This is a genomic window from Methanocaldococcus villosus KIN24-T80 (genome assembly GCF_000371805.1).
Taxonomy (GTDB): Archaea; AGJL01; Methanococci; order Methanococcales; family Methanocaldococcaceae; genus Methanocaldococcus; species Methanocaldococcus villosus.
The window spans coordinates 503,933-523,791 of the sequence record NZ_AQUK01000001.1 but is presented as its reverse complement, the minus strand read 5'-3'; the positions used below and the strand labels follow the sequence as shown (position 1 = coordinate 523,791).

23 protein-coding genes are annotated in these 19,859 nt (G+C 28.0%); 12 read left to right on the top strand and 11 right to left on the bottom strand.

Features of this window, described 5'->3' with window-relative positions; genetic code table 11:
• Positions 1 to 268: 268 nt before the first annotated feature.
• Positions 269 to 1,018: an ATP-binding protein gene (locus METVI_RS0103090; RefSeq protein ID WP_004591846.1), complete on the top strand. Its 750-nt coding sequence runs from the start codon at positions 269 to 271 to the stop codon at positions 1,016 to 1,018.
• Here the strand turns inward: METVI_RS0103090 and moaA are convergent.
• Positions 1,005 to 1,892, bottom strand: a complete 888-nt coding sequence (moaA, locus tag METVI_RS0103085; protein ID WP_017981021.1) for a GTP 3',8-cyclase MoaA — start codon at positions 1,890 to 1,892, stop codon at positions 1,005 to 1,007. The two genes, METVI_RS0103090 and moaA, sit on opposite strands and share 14 nt — an antisense overlap.
• Before the next feature lie 141 nt (positions 1,893 to 2,033).
• Between moaA and METVI_RS0103080 the strand changes: the two genes are divergently transcribed.
• From METVI_RS0103080 to METVI_RS0103065, 4 genes are read left to right on the top strand one after another with little or no spacing between them, the layout of a single operon-like run.
• On the top strand, positions 2,034 to 2,483 hold the full coding sequence (locus tag METVI_RS0103080) for a methanogenesis marker 6 protein (protein WP_017981020.1): 450 nt from the start codon (positions 2,034 to 2,036) through the stop codon (positions 2,481 to 2,483).
• Positions 2,480 to 2,842, top strand: coding sequence for a Holliday junction resolvase Hjc (gene hjc / locus METVI_RS0103075; RefSeq protein ID WP_004591852.1), 363 nt, complete (start codon positions 2,480 to 2,482; stop codon positions 2,840 to 2,842). Before METVI_RS0103080 ends, hjc begins: the two co-directional genes overlap by 4 nt.
• Before the next feature lie 4 nt (positions 2,843 to 2,846).
• Positions 2,847 to 4,193 carry an adenylosuccinate lyase gene (purB, locus tag METVI_RS0103070; protein ID WP_017981019.1) on the top strand — a complete coding sequence of 449 codons (1,347 nt, stop codon included), beginning with the start codon at positions 2,847 to 2,849 and terminating at the stop codon, positions 4,191 to 4,193.
• The gene (locus METVI_RS0103065; RefSeq protein WP_017981018.1) at positions 4,194 to 5,342 is read left to right on the top strand and encodes an ABC transporter ATP-binding protein; all 1,149 of its coding nucleotides are present in this window, start codon (positions 4,194 to 4,196) and stop codon (positions 5,340 to 5,342) included.
• A gap of 13 nt (positions 5,343 to 5,355) precedes the next feature.
• On the opposite strand, the gene eno is transcribed toward METVI_RS0103065, so the two are convergent.
• Genes eno through METVI_RS0103050 form a run of 3 tightly spaced genes read right to left on the bottom strand, consistent with a single transcriptional unit; the run spans position 5,356 to position 9,386 of the window.
• Positions 5,356 to 6,672 (bottom strand): phosphopyruvate hydratase, encoded by a 1,317-nt coding sequence (gene eno, locus METVI_RS0103060; RefSeq protein WP_201763968.1) that lies wholly within the window; start codon positions 6,670 to 6,672, stop codon positions 5,356 to 5,358.
• Positions 6,673 to 6,683: 11 nt separating this feature from the next.
• The gene (locus METVI_RS0103055; RefSeq protein WP_004593711.1) at positions 6,684 to 8,402 is read right to left on the bottom strand and encodes a tetratricopeptide repeat protein; all 1,719 of its coding nucleotides are present in this window, start codon (positions 8,400 to 8,402) and stop codon (positions 6,684 to 6,686) included.
• Between the two features lie 6 nt (positions 8,403 to 8,408).
• Positions 8,409 to 9,386 (bottom strand): beta-ribofuranosylaminobenzene 5'-phosphate synthase, encoded by a 978-nt coding sequence (locus METVI_RS0103050; RefSeq protein ID WP_004593714.1) that lies wholly within the window; start codon positions 9,384 to 9,386, stop codon positions 8,409 to 8,411.
• A gap of 215 nt (positions 9,387 to 9,601) precedes the next feature.
• On the opposite strand from METVI_RS0103050, the gene METVI_RS0103045 reads away from it, so the two are divergent.
• From METVI_RS0103045 to METVI_RS0103030, 4 genes are read left to right on the top strand one after another with little or no spacing between them, the layout of a single operon-like run.
• Positions 9,602 to 10,777: a tripartite tricarboxylate transporter permease gene (locus METVI_RS0103045; RefSeq protein ID WP_004593716.1), complete on the top strand. Its 1,176-nt coding sequence runs from the start codon at positions 9,602 to 9,604 to the stop codon at positions 10,775 to 10,777.
• A gap of 1 nt (position 10,778) precedes the next feature.
• Positions 10,779 to 11,726, top strand: coding sequence for an arginase family protein (locus METVI_RS0103040; protein WP_004593718.1), 948 nt, complete (start codon positions 10,779 to 10,781; stop codon positions 11,724 to 11,726).
• A complete protein-coding gene (locus METVI_RS0103035; RefSeq protein ID WP_004593721.1) occupies positions 11,714 to 11,893 on the top strand; it encodes a 4Fe-4S binding protein in 180 nt (59 codons plus the stop codon). Before METVI_RS0103040 ends, METVI_RS0103035 begins: the two co-directional genes overlap by 13 nt.
• Positions 11,886 to 13,046 (top strand): geranylgeranyl reductase family protein, encoded by a 1,161-nt coding sequence (locus tag METVI_RS0103030; protein ID WP_017981017.1) that lies wholly within the window; start codon positions 11,886 to 11,888, stop codon positions 13,044 to 13,046. Before METVI_RS0103035 ends, METVI_RS0103030 begins: the two co-directional genes overlap by 8 nt.
• Here the strand turns inward: METVI_RS0103030 and METVI_RS0103025 are convergent.
• Positions 13,027 to 13,464 (bottom strand): universal stress protein, encoded by a 438-nt coding sequence (locus METVI_RS0103025; protein ID WP_004593723.1) that lies wholly within the window; start codon positions 13,462 to 13,464, stop codon positions 13,027 to 13,029. The genes METVI_RS0103030 and METVI_RS0103025 overlap by 20 nt on opposite strands.
• An 80-nt stretch (positions 13,465 to 13,544) precedes the next feature.
• Here METVI_RS0103025 and METVI_RS0103020 point away from each other — a divergent pair, with 80 nt between their 5' ends.
• Both METVI_RS0103020 and METVI_RS0103015 read left to right on the top strand, forming a co-directional pair.
• The gene (locus METVI_RS0103020) at positions 13,545 to 14,651 is read left to right on the top strand and encodes a hypothetical protein (RefSeq protein ID WP_004593725.1); all 1,107 of its coding nucleotides are present in this window, start codon (positions 13,545 to 13,547) and stop codon (positions 14,649 to 14,651) included.
• 2 nt (positions 14,652 to 14,653) lie between these two features.
• Complete coding sequence (locus METVI_RS0103015; RefSeq protein WP_004593727.1) at positions 14,654 to 16,102, top strand: methanogenesis marker 14 protein; 1,449 nt, start codon at positions 14,654 to 14,656, stop codon at positions 16,100 to 16,102.
• Here the strand turns inward: METVI_RS0103015 and METVI_RS0103010 are convergent.
• From METVI_RS0103010 to rpoE, 6 genes are read right to left on the bottom strand one after another with little or no spacing between them, the layout of a single operon-like run.
• Positions 16,097 to 17,278 (bottom strand): phosphoadenosine phosphosulfate reductase domain-containing protein, encoded by a 1,182-nt coding sequence (locus METVI_RS0103010; RefSeq protein WP_017981016.1) that lies wholly within the window; start codon positions 17,276 to 17,278, stop codon positions 16,097 to 16,099. The genes METVI_RS0103015 and METVI_RS0103010 overlap by 6 nt on opposite strands.
• Positions 17,279 to 17,328: 50 nt before the next feature.
• Positions 17,329 to 17,514 carry a 30S ribosomal protein S27ae gene (locus METVI_RS0103005; RefSeq protein WP_004589846.1) on the bottom strand — a complete coding sequence of 62 codons (186 nt, stop codon included), beginning with the start codon at positions 17,512 to 17,514 and terminating at the stop codon, positions 17,329 to 17,331.
• The gene (locus tag METVI_RS0103000; RefSeq protein ID WP_004589847.1) at positions 17,489 to 17,797 is read right to left on the bottom strand and encodes a 30S ribosomal protein S24e; all 309 of its coding nucleotides are present in this window, start codon (positions 17,795 to 17,797) and stop codon (positions 17,489 to 17,491) included. Before METVI_RS0103000 ends, METVI_RS0103005 begins: the two co-directional genes overlap by 26 nt.
• Before the next feature lie 12 nt (positions 17,798 to 17,809).
• The gene (locus tag METVI_RS0102995; RefSeq protein WP_004589848.1) at positions 17,810 to 18,286 is read right to left on the bottom strand and encodes a GTP-dependent dephospho-CoA kinase family protein; all 477 of its coding nucleotides are present in this window, start codon (positions 18,284 to 18,286) and stop codon (positions 17,810 to 17,812) included.
• Between the two features lie 4 nt (positions 18,287 to 18,290).
• Positions 18,291 to 18,470, bottom strand: a complete 180-nt coding sequence (gene spt4 / locus METVI_RS0102990) for a transcription elongation factor subunit Spt4 (RefSeq protein WP_004589849.1) — start codon at positions 18,468 to 18,470, stop codon at positions 18,291 to 18,293.
• Complete coding sequence (gene rpoE / locus METVI_RS0102985; protein WP_017981015.1) at positions 18,467 to 19,027, bottom strand: DNA-directed RNA polymerase; 561 nt, start codon at positions 19,025 to 19,027, stop codon at positions 18,467 to 18,469. Before rpoE ends, spt4 begins: the two co-directional genes overlap by 4 nt.
• Positions 19,028 to 19,144: 117 nt before the next feature.
• Here rpoE and METVI_RS0102980 point away from each other — a divergent pair, with 117 nt between their 5' ends.
• On the top strand, positions 19,145 to 19,825 hold the full coding sequence (locus tag METVI_RS0102980; protein WP_004589851.1) for a class I SAM-dependent methyltransferase: 681 nt from the start codon (positions 19,145 to 19,147) through the stop codon (positions 19,823 to 19,825).
• Positions 19,826 to 19,859 lie beyond the last annotated feature (34 nt).

Below are 19,859 nucleotides of genomic sequence, written 5' to 3'. Positions count from 1 at the left end.
TCTTATCACCTACTTCGCGTTTTACGGTATATACATTCGACAAAGAGGTATATATATTTTACGAATTGAAATTGTTTAAACTTAAAGTTTTGATTAAAAAATAAAATTTTTAACTATAAAATTAAAAATAATGATAAAATATAACTTAAAAATTTTTAAAAAAAAGTTTCGAATATTTTCAACTTTTTAAAATCAATAAAAATATTTATTTTTAGAAAATAAAAACATTTATATTATTTTTTGGTAATATTAGATTATAGGTGAAGTTATGAAAATAGCTATAGTTGGAAAAGGTGGGGTAGGGAAAACTTTTATAGCCTCTAACTTAATAAAACTCTTTGCTAAAAATGGTTATAAAGTGATAGCTATTGACTGTGATAATAACCCAACATTGGCTTTATCATTTAACATTTATGAAGATATTACGCCAATATCAAAAAGAGAAGATATTATAGAAGAAAGAACAGGAGCTAAACCTGGAAGTTTTGGAGCAATTTTCAAAATAAATCCAAAAGTTGATGATCTTATAGATAAGTTAGGATATAAAGTTGATGATAACATCACCCTATTAGTTATGGGTACTATTGAAAAGAGTGGAGAAGGTTGTGTTTGTCCAGCATCAATTCTTTTAAGAAGATTATTGAGGCATCTAGTATTAAAGAGAGATGAGGTAGTTATTTTAGACATGGAAGCAGGATTAGAACATTTTGGAAGAAAGACTTTAGATGGAATTGATCTAATGCTGATTGTTGTAGAACCTACAAAAAAATCTATTATAACAGCTAAGAGAATAAAAAAGTTAGCAGAAGACATGGGTATAAAAAATATCAAAGTTATAATAAATAAAGTTAAAGGAGATATTGAGAAAGTGAAAGAGTTAGTGGAGAGAGAGTTGGGTATTGAAGTTATAGGGGTTATCCCATATGATGAAAAAGTAGAAAAAGCCGAACTATTTGGAGAAGAGTTAGAAAATAGTATAGCTTTAAAAGAGATAGAAAAAATATTTAAAAATCTTTAAAATATGGTTCCCTTCTATTTATACATTCTAAGAAACACTTTTCAATATTTTCTCCTCTCCTTAGGGGGGTTAATATATCAACTAAATTATCATCCCTTAATAAGCAAGGTTTTAAATAACCATCATATGTTAACCTTATTCTACTACAGTTCATACAAAACTTACTATTATCCATTGGTTTAACAACTTCAACTTCTAGTGTATCAATAAAATATTTTTTTCTATTTTGGAATTTTCTAACAATTATCTTATCAGCCTTTTCTTCTAATTCTTTTTCTATTTTTGATATATCATAATAGTAATTTTTTAACTCCTTCTTTATAGGAATAAATTCTATTATTTGTAATATAGCCCCTAATTCTCTACAAAAATCCATAATTTTTTCTAACTCACATATATTTATTTTCATAGCTAAAAAATTTATTTTAACAGGTGTTAAACCTACATCTATAGCCCTCTTTATACCATTAATAACTTTATTAACATCTCCACCTGTTATTTTTTTATACAATTCAGGATTTAAGGCATCTAAACTTACATTAACTCTATCCAATCCAGAATTTTTTAGTTTATCAGCTAATTTTTCTAACAATATTCCATTTGTTGTTAATGAGACATCTTTCAATTTTCTACTACTAACTTCTCTCACAATATCTGTAATATCCCTCCTTATTAATGGTTCTCCACCAGATATCTTTACCTTTCTTATACCAAATTTTTTAGCAACATCAACTATTTTACCAATCTCCTCTGGAGTCATGTATCTGTTTTCACCACTATGCCCCTCCTTGTGGCAATAAAAACAGGATAAATTACATTTATTGGTTACAGATATCCTTAATGATGTTATTTCTCTACCAAACCTATCCTTCATACTTCCACTATTTTTAATTATAGCTGTTTAAATTTTTATCTTTTTGTTAATTAATATTAATTAATGTCAATTTTTTGAATAAAAGGTTTTAAATAAATGACAATAAAAAATTATCTTAAAAATCCTTATAGTGTGATACTTATGATGAAAACAAAAGTTATTGTTTTAGCTGATAATGCAACAACTACACCAGGAAAATTATTTAGATATATAAATTCACTAAATGAACCTATTATAGTAAAAGAAACCTGTTTTGGATGTTATATAGAAGGAGAGGAAGAAATTGTTGATAGATTGGCACAGAAAATAAGAAATTTTGAGAGAAATAGGATATTCTGTAAAGACAGAGGATATGCTATATGGGATAAAAGAAGATGTAGGGCATTTAGAAAAGGTGGGGCAAGGGAAGGTTTTCACCAGTTAGAAGCTGAACAAAAAGTTTTAAGTTATATTGGTTTAGCATTAGATGAGATAGATAAGAACGGTGTAAAGCCTATAGAAGAAATTTTAGAAAAGGAGAAAAAAATTTTAGAAAAAGAAAGAAAATTACCTGTAGAAGAATTTAAAAGAGTAATTGAAAAGATACTATGAGTTATAAAAAAGGTAGCTCATTTGAGAGAAAGTTAAAAGAGCTTTTAGAGAAAGAAGGATTTGCGGTTATAAGAAGTGCTGGAAGTAAAGGGATAGACTTAATAGCTGGTAAAAATGGTAAAATTTTAATATTTGAATGTAAAAGTTCAAACAAAAATAGATTTTATATAAATAGAGAGGATGTTGAAAAATTAATAAAATTTTCTGAAATATTTGGAGGAAAGCCATATTTAGCTGTAAAAATGCAGAGAAAAATATTTTTTATTGATCCTTATTTACTCTCTACCAATAAAAAAAGCTTTGTCATTGACAAAAACATAGAGAATTTTTCTTTAACTTTTTATGATATAATTAGGTGAAATTATGGCTGTGCATCCTATAGATTACAGATATGGGACAGAAGAAATGAGAAAAGTTTGGGAGGAAGAAAACAAGTTAGATAAGATGTTAAAAGTTGAAGCTGCATTAGCAAAGGCTCAAGCTTCTTTAGGTATAATTCCAAAAGAGGCTGCTAAAATAATTGAAGAAAAAGCTTCAACCAAATATGTAAAATTGGAAAGAGTAAAAGAAATAGAAAAAGAAACAAAACATGATGTTGTGGCTATGATAAAAGCTCTTGCTGAAGTTTGTGGGGAAGCTGGAGAGTATGTGCATTTTGGAGCTACATCAAATGATATTGTTGATACTGCAAATTCTTTATTAATAAAGGAATCGTTGAAAATTATTGAAGATAAATTAAAAAGATTAAGAGATGTTTTATTAGAAAAAGCTGAAGAGCATAAATATACAGTGTGCATTGGAAGAACTCATGGCCAACATGCTATCCCTACAACATATGGGATGAGATTTGCATTATGGGCTGCGGAGTTAGACAGGCATCTAAAAAGAATTAACGAAGCTAAGAAAAGGATATTGGTTTCCAAAATGACAGGTGCTGTTGGAACCTGTGCAGCAATGGGAGAAAAAGGGTTAGAAGTGCATAAGAAGGTTGCTGAAATTCTTGGGTTAGAGCCAGATCTAATAACTAATCAAGTTATTCAAAGAGATAGACATGCAGAGTTTATATTTTTGCTAGCTTTAATAGCTCAAACATTAAATAAAATAGGAACTACAGTAAGAAATATGCAGAGAACTGAAATAGCAGAACTTGAAGAAGAGTTTGATGTACAGAAGCAAACAGGTTCTTCTACAATGCCACATAAAAGAAATCCTATAACATTTGAACAAATCTGTGGATTGTCAAGAGTTATTAAATCTTTATGTTTAGCTGAAATGGATAATATCCCTTTATGGGAAGAAAGGGATTTAACAAACTCTTCTGCTGAAAGATGTATTTTTGCTGAAGTTTGTGTTTTGACCGACCATATACTAAACTTAGCAATAAAAGGAATAAAAAAGCTAAAAGTCAATAAAGAAAATTGTGAAAAGAATTTAAATTTAACAAAAGGACTTATAATGGCTGAAAGAATTATGATTGAGTTGGCTAAAAGAGGATTAGGAAGACAGAGGGCTTATAATATAGTAAGAGAGTGTGCCATGAAGGCATATTTAGAAAATAAACACTTTAAAGATATTTTGTTAGAAAATGAAACTGTTATGAAATACTTATCTAAAGAAGAGATTGATAAACTTATGGATCCTAAGGGATATATTGGATTAGCTCCCCAAATAATAGATAATGTAATAAAAACTTTGAGAGGTAATGAGTAAATGCTAAAAACAGAAAATTTAACTGTTGGTTATAAAGATTATGTTGTTGTTGATAATATAAATTTAGAAGTTAAAGAGGGAGAAATACTCTGTATTATTGGACCTAATGGGGCAGGAAAATCAACTTTGCTAAAAACTATAGCATCTTATTTAAAACCTATTAAAGGTGTAGTTTATTTAGAAGGAGAAATTATACACAAAATTACACCACAAAATCTTGCTAAGAAATTAGCTGTAGTTTTAACAGAGAGGGTAAATCCTGGAAATTTGACAGGTTTTGATATTATTGCTATTGGAAGATATCCATATACTGATGTTTTTGGAAGATTGACAGAAAAAGATAAAGAAATAATATTGGAATGTGCTAAATCTGTAAATGCTTCACACTTATTAAATAAATATTTTTTTGAAATGAGTGATGGAGAGAAACAAAAAATAATGATAGCAAGGGCATTAGCTCAAGAACCAAGAGTTTTACTATTAGATGAGCCTACAAGTTTTTTAGATGCAAAACATAAAATTGAGCTAACTTTATTGTTAAGAAAGTTAGCTGATGAGAAAAATTTGGCTATTGTTGTTACTCTGCATGATATAGAACTTGCTCTGAGAGTAGTAGATAAGATAGTTTTAATTAAAGACCATAAAATTATTGCTTATGGATACCCTGAAGAAATTATGGATAATAAAACTGTCAATTATCTATATGATATTATAAATGCTAATTATAATGAAGTTATTGGATATTTTGAACTAAAGAGGAGAAAAAAAGGGAAGATTTTTGTAATCTGTGGGGCTGGCAGTGGGGCTAATTTATTAAGATTTCTAGTAAAGAATGGTTATAATGTTACTGTTGGAGTATTGCATAAAGGGGATGCTGATTATTTTATAGCTAAGGCTATGGAATTAAATATTATAGAAGAAAAACCTTTTAAAGAAATTTCTAAAGAGAAGTATATGGAAGCTCTTAATGAAATAAAAAAAGCAGATGTTGTAATTTATACAGATTTTCCTATTGGAGATATAAACTATCTAAATAAAAAGCTTATTGAAGAGGCTAAAAAAATGGGAAAAGCTATAAAATTTGAAAATATTGATCAATTAAAATATGACTTAAAAATTCATTTAAAAAACTTTAAATTTTTTAGATAAAAAACATTAAAAATTAGAATGGACATCTAAAATCTCTTCCAGCATATTTTGACATCCCTAACTCTTGTTCTATTCTTATAAGCTGGTTATATTTAGCAGTCCTCTCTCCTCTTGCAGGGGCTCCTGTTTTTATCTGACCAGAATTTAAAGCTACTGAAAGATCAGCTATAGTAGTGTCTTCTGTTTCTCCACTTCTATGTGAAACTATAACAGCATAACCATTTCTATAAGCTAAGTTTGCAGCATCTATTGCCTCTGTTAGAGTTCCAATTTGATTAACTTTTAACAATAGTGCATTTCCAGCTCTCTCCTTAATTCCTCTTTTTAGTCTTTTAACATTTGTTACAAATATATCATCCCCAACAATTTGTATGTCTAACTCTTCAGTAATTATCTTAAATCCTTCAAAATCATCTTCATGGAAAGGATCTTCTATAGAAACAATAGGATATTCATCAACAAGTTCTTTATAGAACTCTAATAGTTGTTCTCTAGTTAATTTTTTTCCATCTATTTGATAATAACCATCTTTATAAAATTCAGTTGCAGCTGCATCTAAAGCTAAAACGATTTCGTCCTCATAATTAGCTCTTTTTATAGCTTCTAATAATAAATTTAAGGCTTCTCTAGTTTCATTTAATGGAGGAGCAAATCCACCTTCATCTCCAACATTAATAGCAGATTTTCCATACTTTTCAACAATAACTTGTTTTAAAACATGATAAACTTCTGAACCCATTCTAACAGCTTCAGCTATACTGTTTGCACCAACAGGCATAATCATAAATTCTTGAATATCTAAGTTATTTCCAGCATGTTTTCCTCCATTAATAATATTCATTAATGGAACAGGCATTATATAACTATTACAACCCCCCAAATATTTATAAAGTGGAATTTTAGCAGTGTCAGCAGCAGCTTTTGCAACAGCTAAAGATACAGCTAATATTGCATTTGCTCCCAATTTTGATTTATTCTCTGTACCATCAAGTTCTATCATTATTGTATCTATTTCTCTTTGCATTCTTGCATCATAACCTATTATTTCAGGTTTTATGATAGAGTTAACATTTTCAACAGCTAATAATACTCCATTACCTCCAAATCTTTGATCTTTATCTCTTAACTCTAAAGCTTCATGTGAACCAGTTGAAGCTCCACTAGGAACAATAGCCCTACCAAAACCATGTCCCTCTGTAATAACTTCAACTTCAACTGTAGGATTGCCTCTTGAATCTATAACCTCTCTAGCTATTACATCCTTTATATTAAACCTCTCATCTACATTGTATAGCAAGATATCACCATAAATTGAGTTGATACAAAACATTATAAATATTTTTATATACATCCAAGAGATATTAATTTATTCCTAATAAAGTTTAATATTTCTTTATTAGGTTCATAATTTTTCGGATTTTCAGAGTATTTGAACATTTCTAAAGTTAGATCATTTTTTAAAACTTCTAACATTTCTTCTAAACTTTTTCTAACTTTAATATTTTCTAAATCTTTTGTAATTCCACTATCTATTATGAAGTTCAAGTATAAAAATGCTTTAATAGGATTTTTTGATACATATCTGTACAATGTTGCAAAGTGATATTGAACTTCAGTTAATTTGTGGTAAATAATATTTATTAACTCTATGGGTGACTTAACATCTATTTTAATTTTTTCATTATTTATTAATTTGAATAACATATCTTCAACTTTTTCATTATTTTCTAACATTTTTAATTTTATACCTATATCAACAGCTTCATCAAATTTTTCTAACTTTTGGTATATATCTATTAAGAATTTCATAGATTCTACATCATTATTATCTAATAATAATGCTTTTTTAAAACACTCTTCAGCATCATAGTATTTATTTAATTTATAAAATAAGTATCCTTTAATTCTCCAACATTTTGGATTATCCTCATATTTAACCATGATTTTGTCTAAGTATTGTAAAGCTCCTTCATAAAATTTTTTAATACCAGTAAGATCACCTTTTCCTATTAATGAATAAATAATTAGCATATTCATAAGATCTTCTGAAATTCCTTCAAAATATTTTTCTAATATATTATCAAAATACTTTATAGCTTTTCTTTTATCTTTTTTATAATAAAAAAGAGCTAAACCAAAGTATGCATAAGGATTTTCACAAATTTCTAATGATTTCATATAAGCATCTATAGCCCTCTGACTATCTAACTTTCTTAATATATCACCTTTTTTAGCATAAAATATACTCCTTTCAATAATTTGTATTGAATTATCTATGTAATTGAGAGATTTATAATACTCTTCAAATATCTCTGAAATTACACTCTTATAATAATGAGCAAAGTCATCATCTTCATAACTTAACATTTCATTGAATATTTTTAGTGCATTAATATAATCTTTCTTCTCTAAATAAGATAAACCTTTAAATATGTAATTATAAATCTTCTTATCAATAAAAGCCTTTATTTCAACTATGTCATTAATTATCTTTCTACATATATGTTTTGGATCAATATTGAGGAGTTTGTTAAACATTTCATAAGCATTTTCTATATCACCTAATAGTAAATATAGTCTCCCTATAATAAACATGTTCTTTTTACTAGGTTTTAATTTGTATGCTTTTAAAAAATATTTTAATGCTTTTTTATAATCTTCAAGATTTAAAAAAATTTCTCCTAAAATTTCTAATAAATCACTACTCTTTTTTCCCTTATTGCAAGCTTTTTCAAGAATTTTACAAGCTTCTTTAAAATTTTTTAATTTATATAAAATAAGACCTTTTAAATATAAAAATTCAAATTTATTTGGGGACATGCTTAATGCTAAATCTATACACTTTAATGCATCATTATAATTACCAATATTATAATAAGCATAAGCCATGTTTGCTAAATCAATAGGTCTTAAATTTCTATATTTTGAAGCCTCTAAATAACACTCTATAGACTTTTCATACTCTCCAATATCTAAGTGATGTTCAGCCTTTTTAATAAGTTTATTAAATTTGGGTTTTTTAAATAAAAAAAATAGTTTTTTAAAAATCTTAAAGATCATGAAGTTTCACCAAATCTTATAACCAATATTATTTGCTTTTGTAAATATAATCTCTCCATCAACTCCAAACTTGTCAAAAACTTCATTGGCTGTTTCAATAATAAATCTCTTATCACCTAAAGCATAAACTGTTGGGCCAAAACTAGATAATCCTGAAAATGCACTTTTTTGTAATGATTGTATTAGTTCCTTAACCACTTCTGATTGTAAACCAACTTCTACTTTTTTAAAACCTAAATATTGGATTTTATTTATAACATCACCAAAATCTTCTAAATTTTTTTCAACAACTGCAGGAAGCATTTTCATTAATATTAAATGAGAAAGCTTTTCAACTTCATTTAATGGAATTGGGCAATATTTTTTAAAAATATCAACTTCCCTTTTTCCATAAACGTGCTCTCCTTCAGGAATTATGAGAGTAATATCAAAATCAAAATTATGCCTAAATAAAATAGGAGCTGGTCTAATTCCTTTAGATGCTGATGATGGTTTAAAATCTTTTTTTTCTTTCCAACTATGCCCTCCATCTAATAAGAAACCCCCATATTTAAAAGCCCCAATACCTATTCCTGATGTTCCACCCCTACCTAATAATTTAGCTATTTCATATATATCAATATTATAATTATATAATTTTGTTATGAGTTTTCCTATAGCTAATGACAGCTGAGTTCCACTACCCAATCCAGAGTGAGAAGGAAATAATGATAAAAATTTTAAATAAATTCCTTCTTTACCTATGTAATTTAAAATATCTTTAGCTATATTATAAGCTCTATTTTTAATTTTATTTAAAAAATCTTCAGGGAATTTATTGTAGAGAGTGTTATCAAACTCAATAATAATGTCCCTCTCTATATCCCCTTCTATTTTTAAATTAGGTTTTTCTAATGCTATTCCAACACCTCCATCTACTCTACCTATGGAAGCATTTAAATCAATTAAAGTTATATGTATTCTTGATGGAGATTCTATTATCATTTAACCACCTATTAATTTTTATATTATAAAAGATTATTTAAATTTTTTAAATTTACATTAGTAAAACAAAAAATATATAACATAGATAAAGTTTAAATATTATTGGCAGATGATGACGTTTATCCCCGACTGAACTGTGATGAGTAGCAAGCCGACTGATGCCATTTGAAACTGTTTAATTTTTTATTTAAATTAATAAAATTTAAGGGAAATTGATGATTTATTTAATATTAGGCATAATTTGTGGAATTTTTACTGGGTTATTTCCAGGAATTCATCCAAACAATATAGCAGCTCTATCTTTTTTACTATATCCATATTTTGGAGAACACTTTATAAATTTTTTAATTGGTTTAGTTGTGACACACTATTTTATTAACTTTATTCCTGCAGCTTTTTTAGGAATACCTGATGATGAGACAGCAGTATCTGTTTTACCCATGCACAGACTTTCTATTATAGGAGAGGGATTTAAAGCTATATTATTATCAGGGATTGGGAGTTATCTTGGAGTTTTATTTTCTTTGTTGATTTCATTTTTAATAATTTTTTTAAAACTTAATATAAATTACATTTTTTCTAATATTAAACCATTTATTCCATATATTTTAATACTTTTTGTTATCTATCAAATTATATCTGCAAAAAATGTTTGGGAAGTTTTAGTTATATTATTATCTGGATTATTTGGGATAGCTGTACTTTACTATCATACATCATATAATATAACATTAACAGCCATATTTACAGGAATGTATGGTATTCCTATTCTTTTAAATAATTTAAATAGTAAATTTAAGAAGCAGAGGATTACTTATCCAAATTTTTCTTTGAAATATATAAAAATTACATTTTTTGCATCTTTAATAGGATTTTTTAGAATATTCTTACCAGCAATTGGAGGAGCTCAGCTAAATTACTTTTTAAGTAAGATAATAAGGGAAAATGAAATTGAAAGCTTTTTAGTCTCACAAGGAGCTATAGTTTTATCTAATGAAATTTTTTCATTATTGGCATTAGTTTTCATAGGAACAGGCAGAAGTGGAGTAGCTAATACAATAAAAGAACTAAATCTAAACTTTAGCTTGGATCAACTATCATTATCAATAATCTTATCTGCTACACTAGCTTTTATAATACTTATTTATTTATCTAAATTTATTTTATCTATTTTAGAGAGAGTAAATATTAGAGTTTTATCTATCTTGCTAATTTTTATCTGTACTTTAATTATTATTGTTGGTAGTTATAACTTTGGAGTGGTTTATCATTTAATTGTATACTTTTCATCAGTATTCCTTGGGTTGTTAGCAGTTAGAAGTGGTAGTAATCTAACTAACTTAATGAATGTTTTAGTTTTTCCAACAATACTTATTTATCTTGGGGATTAATATGATACTGTATAGTGATAATGTTTTAAATCATAGACCACACACTTATCACATAGAAAATCCTAAAAGGGTTGAGATAATCTTAGAAACTTTAAAAGAGCATGGTTATGATGAGATATTTTATGTTGATGAAAAGGTTAGTTTAAGAGAAGTTTTAACAATTCATGATGAGGAATATATAAATAAACTCCTATCATTGAAGGAATTTACATTTCTTGATCCTGATACTTACTTTTCAGAAGGTACTTTAGAAGCTGCATTAACATCATTAAAAATGTCAGAAATAGCTTTTAAATTATCCTTAAAAGAGAAAGACCTTTCATTTGCTTTAACTCGTCCACCAGGACATCATTCAGGAAGGAAAGGTTGGGCGGGCCCTACATTAGGTTTTTGCATATTTAATAATATAGCATATGCTGTAAAGTTAGCCAAAGATTATTTTGAGAAGGTTATAATAATAGATTTTGATGCACATCATGGAAATGGAACAGAAGATATTTTTAAAGAGGATGATGATATAATAATTATTGATTTTCACCAAAAAGGTATCTATCCTTTTACTGGGAATGAAAGTTATAGAACAAAAATAAATCTTCCATTCATATCTGCTAAAGATGATGATTATATATACACTTACTATGAAATAGTAGAGCCAATATTAGAATATTATAAACCAAAAATTATATTTGTATCAGCAGGGTTTGACGGATATCAGGGTGATTTAACAGATTTAAAATTAAAAGATTTCTTTCAATTTATAGGATATAAGCTAAGTGACTATCCTGTCTGTGCTGTATTGGAAGGAGGTTATTTCTGTGGAATAAAACAGGGTCCTATAAAATTCTTAAATGGGTATTATCATGACTTTAAAGAAAGAGATATAAATCCTTCAACATATACAAAAGAGATGGTAAATAGGGTGAAGAGTGATATCTTATGGTTAGAGTAAATTATAAAAGATGTGGTTATTGTGGAGCATGTGTAGGAGTGTGTAAAAATTTAGCTATAACTTTAGAAGAGTTTATTATAAGAATTGATAGAGAGAAATGCATTAATTGCAACTCTTGTGTAATTGTTTGCCCATTAAATGCTTTGCAGAGGGAAGAAAATGTATGATGTCATAGTTATAGGGGCAGGGCCTGCAGGATCAATGGCTAGTTATTATGCAGCAAAGAGTGGAGCTAAAACATTATTAGTGGAGAAGTCTCAAGAGATTGGAGAGCCTGTAAGATGTGCTGAAGCTATTCAGTCATTAGAGGATTTTGGAATAAAACCCAGTGATGAATTTGTCAGAAGTGTTGTAGTTGGGGGATATCTTTTTTCTCCATCAGGAAATAAAGTTATTGTTAGACAGGATAAAACAAAAGGTTATGTTGTTGAGAGGAAGATATTTGATAAGTATCTAGCTATAAGAGCTGCTAAAGCCGGGGCAAAAATAAGAGTAAAAACTAATGCTATTGGATTGGAGAGGGACGGGGATTATTGGAATGTTATTGTTGAACATTTGGGAGAAGAGAAGGTAGTGAGAGGTAAGATAGTTATTGCATGTGATGGTGTTGAAAGTAATATGGCAGAGCTTGCAGGATTAAAAGCTAAGAAAAATCCTATGGAAGTTTGTTCATGTGCAGAGTATGAAATGGTTAATGTTGAACTATTAAATAAGAATATGATGGAATTTTACTTTGGGAATAATATAGCTCCTGGAGGATATGCTTGGATATTTCCTAAAGGAGAAACAGCAAATGTTGGATTAGGAGTTAGAGATAAGAAAAAAAAGGCTATAGATTATCTACATGATTTTATAGAAAATAGCTTAGCAAAGGATAGATTAAAAAATGCAACACCTGTAGAGTTTAAAGTAGGGGGAGCTCCTGTTTCTGGACCAATTGAAAAAACATACACAGATGGATTTATGGTTGTTGGTGATGCTGCTGGGCAGATAAGCCCACTAACAGGAGGAGGAATATATTTAGCTATGGATTGTGGTAGAATAGCTGGTGAGGTTGCAGGGAAAGCTGTGAAATTAGGCAAATGGGATGAGGAAGTAATAAAAGAATATGAAATAAGGTGGAAGGAGAAACACTATGAATATTTAATGAATCATCTAAAATATAGGAAGATTTTAGAGAAAATGTCTGATGATGAACTAGATATTTTAGCTGAAGCTTTGGGAGAAGAGATAGAGGACATTGACTTAAAGAAATTTGTTAAAACAATATTGAAAAAGAAACCATCACTAATAAAGTATTTTAAGGATTTGATTTCTTAACTACCAATACAGGGCAGTGAGATTTTTTAATAACTTTTTGGGCTACACTTCCTAATAATATTACATCTAAACCAGTTTTTCCTGTAGTTCCCATAACTATTAAATCAGCTTCTTTCTTTTTTGCAAAATCTACAATCTCTCTAGCTGGAACTCCTTCAAGTATTTCTGTTTTTAAATCAACATCCATCTCTTCAGCTATCTCTTTTGCTCTTCTTAAAGCCTCTTCTCCTTCTTCAACTAACATTTCCCTTATTAACTCCCAAGAACCCTCAGCAGGTAATCCAATAAATGGGGAAAGATCTACAACATATATAGCATAGGCTTCAGCTTCAAACTTCTTGGCTATCATTAATCCATGCTTTACAGCTTCCATTGAGACATCTGAACCATCTGTAGGGATAACTATCTTTTTATACATAAACTATCACACATTAATATTATTTAAATTATTATTAAGCTAATTGTCATATTTAAAACTTCATTATTCTGGGGTAGCTTATGTATCACTATGCAATCATTGGGTCGGGTGTTGCTGGCGCTACAATTGCTAAGGAGTTAAATGATAATGTGGTAATCTTAGAAAAAGGAGATGTTGCAAAGTATATTTCAGAAGGAGATCATGTGGAGGTTAGTTATGTTTGTGGATTAGGAGGATCAGGAGTTTTTTCCTTAGGCAATGCAATGAAAGTAAAGCTAAAGGGATATAAAATAAATAAAGAAATTTACAAAGAAATTTGGGAAGAATTGAAGATAAATGTTCCAAATGACGATTTTTTAAGTAAAATAGATAGGGAATTATTATCAATGGGATTTAAGAAAATGGAAAAATTTATAGATTTTAAAAAATGTAATAGATGTGGAAAATGTGCTAAAAAATTTTGCAAAGCAAAATGGAATCCATTAAATTATTTAAAAGGGAGTAAGGCTGATATTATTAAAAATTTTGAAATAAGGGAAATAATAAGAGAGAAAGATTATTTTATTATAAATTCTAAAAATAGAAAAATTAAAGCTAAAAATATAATAATATCCGCAGGGGGAATAAATTCTCCAAGGATTTTAAGAAAATTAACTAAAGATGATTTTGGAAATGGTTTTTTTGTAGATACATTTATAACTGTTGGAGGTGTGCTAGAGAATAGTTATTTAAATGAAAATATTCCTATGTTAGTTTATAGAGATTATAAAGATTTTATTATATCTCCACACTACACTAACTTATTATATGAAGAAATTAAAAAAGAAAATGATGTTAAAGAGAAAGATATTATGGGGTTGATGATTAAGATAAGAGATAGTTTAGAAGGAGAGATATTAGAAAATGACATTAAAAAGGAGATAGCTGTTAATGATATAAAATTATTAGCTAAAGGTGTTAGTAAAGCTACAAAGTTTTTAAATAAATTAGGTATTGATGAAATCTATTCTACAAGAGCAAGAGGTTCACATCCTGGAGGTAGCTTAAGGGAAATTAAAGATTTTGAAGTAATGGATAATGTTTATGTTTGTGATGCTTCCATATTAAAAGAACCTTTAGGAAAGCCACCTATTATTTCAATTATTGCTTTATCAAAGATATTTGTTAGAAATTATCTAATGGGATAACCATGTTAGACAAAATTTTATCTATATTCAAAAGAAAGCCAAAAATAGCTTATGCAAAATCTCAGAATGTTGATTTATTTGAATTAAAAAGAGGGCCATATTATATTGTTGCTTCTGTTGAGTTGGGTAATACCACTACAAAATCAATTATAACAGCAACAAACTTAGAAACTGGAAAAAGTTATATAATTAGTAAAGCTGTAAGAATGACAAGAGATGTAAGAAAACCAAAAAAAGGAGAAAAAGTTTTTGGTAAAACTCTTTGGGGAGTAGAATTAACTAGAGAAGCTATAGCTGAGATGGTAAGTGAAGTTTTGTTAGAAAGCTTAGATAAAGCTAATCTTACAATTAATGATTTAGATTTTGTAGTGAGAAGTACTGGAGTTACAGCAGGATTTGCATCACCTGAAGAAGTTTCAGAGGTTATTATTGCTCTTGCTCAGGGATGTATGAAGGCTGGAGTGCCTCCTGCTAAGATGACCCCTGCAATGAGTAAAGATCAGCTACCAGAAAAAGTTAGAAAATATTCATTCTTAGATAAAATCATATTTGATGGAGCTGTTACAGGTGTTTTACCTCCAACAGGGAAAGAAGTTGTAGCTAATGAGATGGAAGGAGAGTTAGTTACAGCAGGAGTTAAGGTTGGGAGTAAATGGACATTTGTAGATTTTAGAAATCCATGTATGAGTATAGATTTTGGTACAACATTAGCTGGTAGGATAACAAATGACACCCTCCCATATGCTAAAGTTGTAGGAAATCTTTGTGGGTTAGCTGGAGCAATAGCTGATGCCATAGCAAGAGGTACTGGAAAGATTGATGAGAAAACTGGAGCAGTTTTAGATTTAAAGGCTGATAAAGGTAAAGCTGATGAAAAATTAGCTAAAGAATATGCTGATAAGATGCATAAATATATAATTATTGACCTTGTCCCAGATGGAGTTAGTAGATTTGGAACTGTTCCAGTAAATACAGAGGCTGCTAAAAAAGCTGGAGTTAAATTGTTAGGTTGTGATGTTGGAGAGAATGGAAGTGATTTAACAAAATTAGAAGAGCTTGGAAAAGAACTTTATGAAAAAAGCAATCTTTCAACACTAATGTTATGCTTAGATTATGTTATGGCTGAAATTGTTAGAAGGTTAGTGGATTTAGCTCATAGAGAGGGATTAATAAGTGAAAAAACTGCTATAGGAATAACTGGGAGAGCTGGAATAACAGGAAAAAAACCAGAAATTATTATAGAAAAATTAAAATCCTTAGGAATTTGGGAAAATGTAGAAGAGAATGTTGTATTTGTTGAAGATGGTTTAGCATTGGGAGCAGCTGTTATGGCAAGATGTATGAATTGCTTGGGAACACCAAAGGTTCCTATTGGAGGAAATAGAGGAGGAGGTTGTATATTAGGTTTAAGAATTAAATGGCAAAAAGAAAAAGGGATGATAAGGTCATAATAATTTCATCTTTTTTGGCAATTTTTTCCATCTCCAAAAACCTTTTAATATTTCTTCTTCACTATATCCATAACTTTTTAAAACATTAAACCATTTATAAAATAATTCTGGATAAATTTGTTTTACTATTAAAAATTCAGCTGATAACATTGATGGACAAAGATAACACCCAATTCTTTCAAAACCCCTATCATAAAGAGGATTATATATAATGTCATTTAGATATATCCAACTCCAAACATCTGTAGCTTTCCAATAAAGTATAGGAAATATATTAATCTGATTTTTTATAAACCTGCTCTTTCTCTCATAACTTAATTTTTCTCTACTAAAACTTTCAAATTTTCTACTACCATCTACTGTATAGACTGTTTTATATTTTCTTAAATATTCTTTTAATGGTTCTAATTTACATATACTGTTGCACCACCTATTATCTTTTGTAGGAATACCATAATATTTTAAATATTTCCAAAAGTTTTTACCTTTTAATATGGTTAAGTTTATATCATACTCTTTAGCAAATTTATTAACAAATTTTAATGTTTCAGGGAATTCTAAACCTGTGTCAATAAAAATAACTTCTATATCTTTAATAACCTTTTTAGCTAATAAAGTAGAAACAGAACTATCCTTGCCTCCACTAAAAGATGCATTTATATTTTTATTTTTATATTTTTCTATAAAATCTATTGCTTTCTTTTCTAACTTTTTTATCTTTTCTTTATTTTTTTCTACATAATCTTTTAATTTTTCAAATTTTATCTCTTTTTTTTGTATGAGATCTTTTATTTTTAACTGATCTCCCTTTTTTATGCCAACACCTACATAATTTCCTATTTCAACACCTACATATCCATCTTGCAAGCTTTTAAATTCATCTAAATTCTCTATCAGATCTGTTGAAATTTTTTTCCCTTTTATCCTCTTTTTAGTATTTTTTAACTTTATTTTTGGTTTTTCTATCAAATAATAGCCAGCATATGGTTGAAATTTCCATTTTAATTCTTTTAAATCAAACTCTAAAATTCCTAAGCAAATATTCCCAATATAAACTTTTTTTCTGTAATCCAATCCTCCAATCTTTTTTAATATTATAGCTAAATCATCAAAAGTTTTATTTGTTAATTCATTTAAAATCTTTATTTCAAACTTTGATGCAAATTTTTCATCCATTAATTCCACCAAAAAATAGAAAAAAATAGGTTATCTAATTAAAATATATCTTATTCTTCTTTTTTCTGTGGTTGTTTCCATTCTAAATATCCACATTTTCCACAAGAATATCTATTTAAATGCTCAGCCAAGAAAACTCCAGGACCACATCTTGGGCAGAATCTTCTTAATCTAACAACTTTATCTCCTTCTATTTTATAATATTTGTATTTAGCTACTTTCTTCCCCTTGGTCATTTTCTCCACCTATCTCATTTTTTAATAATATGTGCTTTCTTTCAACTAACTTTAATATATTTTCATCATCATAAATTTTAACATATCCTCTACATCTTTGCATACCAGTTTCTTCAACTATTTTTTCAAGTATCAACAAATTTTTATCTACATTGAACATTGCACATAGTTTTGATCTTACATCTTTAAATGTTGGTGTAGCTCCTTCATGATCTAGAATAAATTTAATCTCTCTTCTTTTCAATAAAGGGTTATATCTATCAGAAACAATTTTTATTTCCATAACCTCTCACCTTTAAACTTTTTCAAATTTTTTTAATATTTCCTCTATCTTTTGTTTTAACTTACTGTTTATTTTTAAAACTACCATACCTTTATCAGGTAAACCATATAAAACATATGTACCTATGGGAAAATACTTTATAACTAATATTGTTAATAAATCTTCTTCTCCATCAACTATTAAAGCAACATCTCTATCATTTAATTTAGAGAGATATTTAATACTTTCTATAGCTTCATCAGATATATATCCTGGAGGATTTTTAACTTTAAAAACCTTCTTAAATTTATGGTTTATCTCAACAGGAATGTTTCTTTTAGTTTTTTTATCAATAATAGAAAGTTTGGGGATAATATTTTTTTCAATTAAGGTCTTTGTTACTATATCCCCAACAGTTACTATATCACCATTAATATTTGGAATGGTTTTATATACTTTTCCAAAGGGTTTCCTAAGCTCCTCTCTTAAATAATTAGGAAGTTTTAACATAATTTCATTCCTTAACTGTTATAGCATATCTCCCTTTCACCTTTATATTTGCTTTTTTAGCAATTTCAGATTTTTCTGGGTTTATTATTATTAATAATCCCATCCAATTTTCACTAGTTTGGGCCCCACAAATTGGGCATGTTTCTTCTGTTGTTAAATATTTACATTTTAAACAAGCTCTCATTTATTTTCACCTTTTTTCTTCTCTTCCTCAATCCACTCTATCTTCCCTAAATATGGCTGTCTCATTGTAAGTGCTATCTTACTACCTCTTTTTCTTTCAGATTTTAAACTTATAGCTACAATTCTTGCTCTGACATAATCCCCTATTTCTAAAACTTTTCCTGTTTCTTTTCCTATTATTGCCTGTCTTTTAGGATCATAAACTACATAATCATCCATAATTTGTGAGACATGAATTAATCCATCTAATGGACCTAATCTAACAAAACATCCAAATTCTACAACATCTACAGCCTCTCCTTCAATTAGTTCATACATTTCTGGCATATATACCAAGGTTTCAAATATAACAGGATGATATGCAGATCCATCTCCATGAACTACTTTTCCTTCTCCAATCTTTTTTACATCTGTTATAGCTAATATGAAGCCAATATCTTTATCTAATCTCCCTTCATATTTTTCAATCAATATCTTTTTTATTGTATCTTTAAGATCTTTCCCAAACTCATCAGGAGGAACTCTTACAACATCCATAATTTCTAAAATTTTATACACTACCATCACCTGATTAAATTTAGATTATTAAAAATAGGAGTTTTATGAAAAGATAAAATTAAAAAAGATTTAGGTATATTTTGTTATTTATGCTATAAAAATTTTTCTGATGATAAGATGGCGATTGAGGATTATTATAATATTTTAGCTAAACATTATGATAGCATTTATAAAAATAAGTATATGAGAGTGGTGGAAAAAAAGATTATTGAAAGTGAAATTGATAAAGAAGATTTTGTATTAGATATTGGTTGTGGAACTGGAGAGCAGTTAAAAATAATAAGTAATGCTGTAGGATTAGATATTTCTATAGAAATGGCTAAAATAGCTTATAATAAAACAAAAAAATTTATTGTTGTAGCTAATGCTGAATTTCTACCATTTAAAAATAATACATTTGATGCTGTTATATCTTTTTTTGGAGCTTTAAATCATAGTAATATTTATAGAACTGTTAAAGAAGTTAGAAGAGTTCTAAAAAAAGGAGGGCTTTTTATCTTTACAGTAGCTAATCTATATGATATTCAATGGATTTTTAAAAATATATGTAACATTAGAAAAATTAAAAAAGCTATGAAGAAAAGGAGGGGAGAGATTGTTAAAATAATAAATGGTAAAAAAATTAAGGTTAAAACAAGATTTTACACATTAAATGAGTTAGAAAAAATCTTAAAAGAAAATAATTTTGAAATAAAGTATAGTTTTGGAATTTATGATTTACCATTTGATGTAATTTTTTACAAAACACCAATAAAAGTGTTTGCAAAGTATATTGGCTTTGTAGCAAAAAAGGTATAAATTACAAAGAATAAATAATTATTATATAATATTA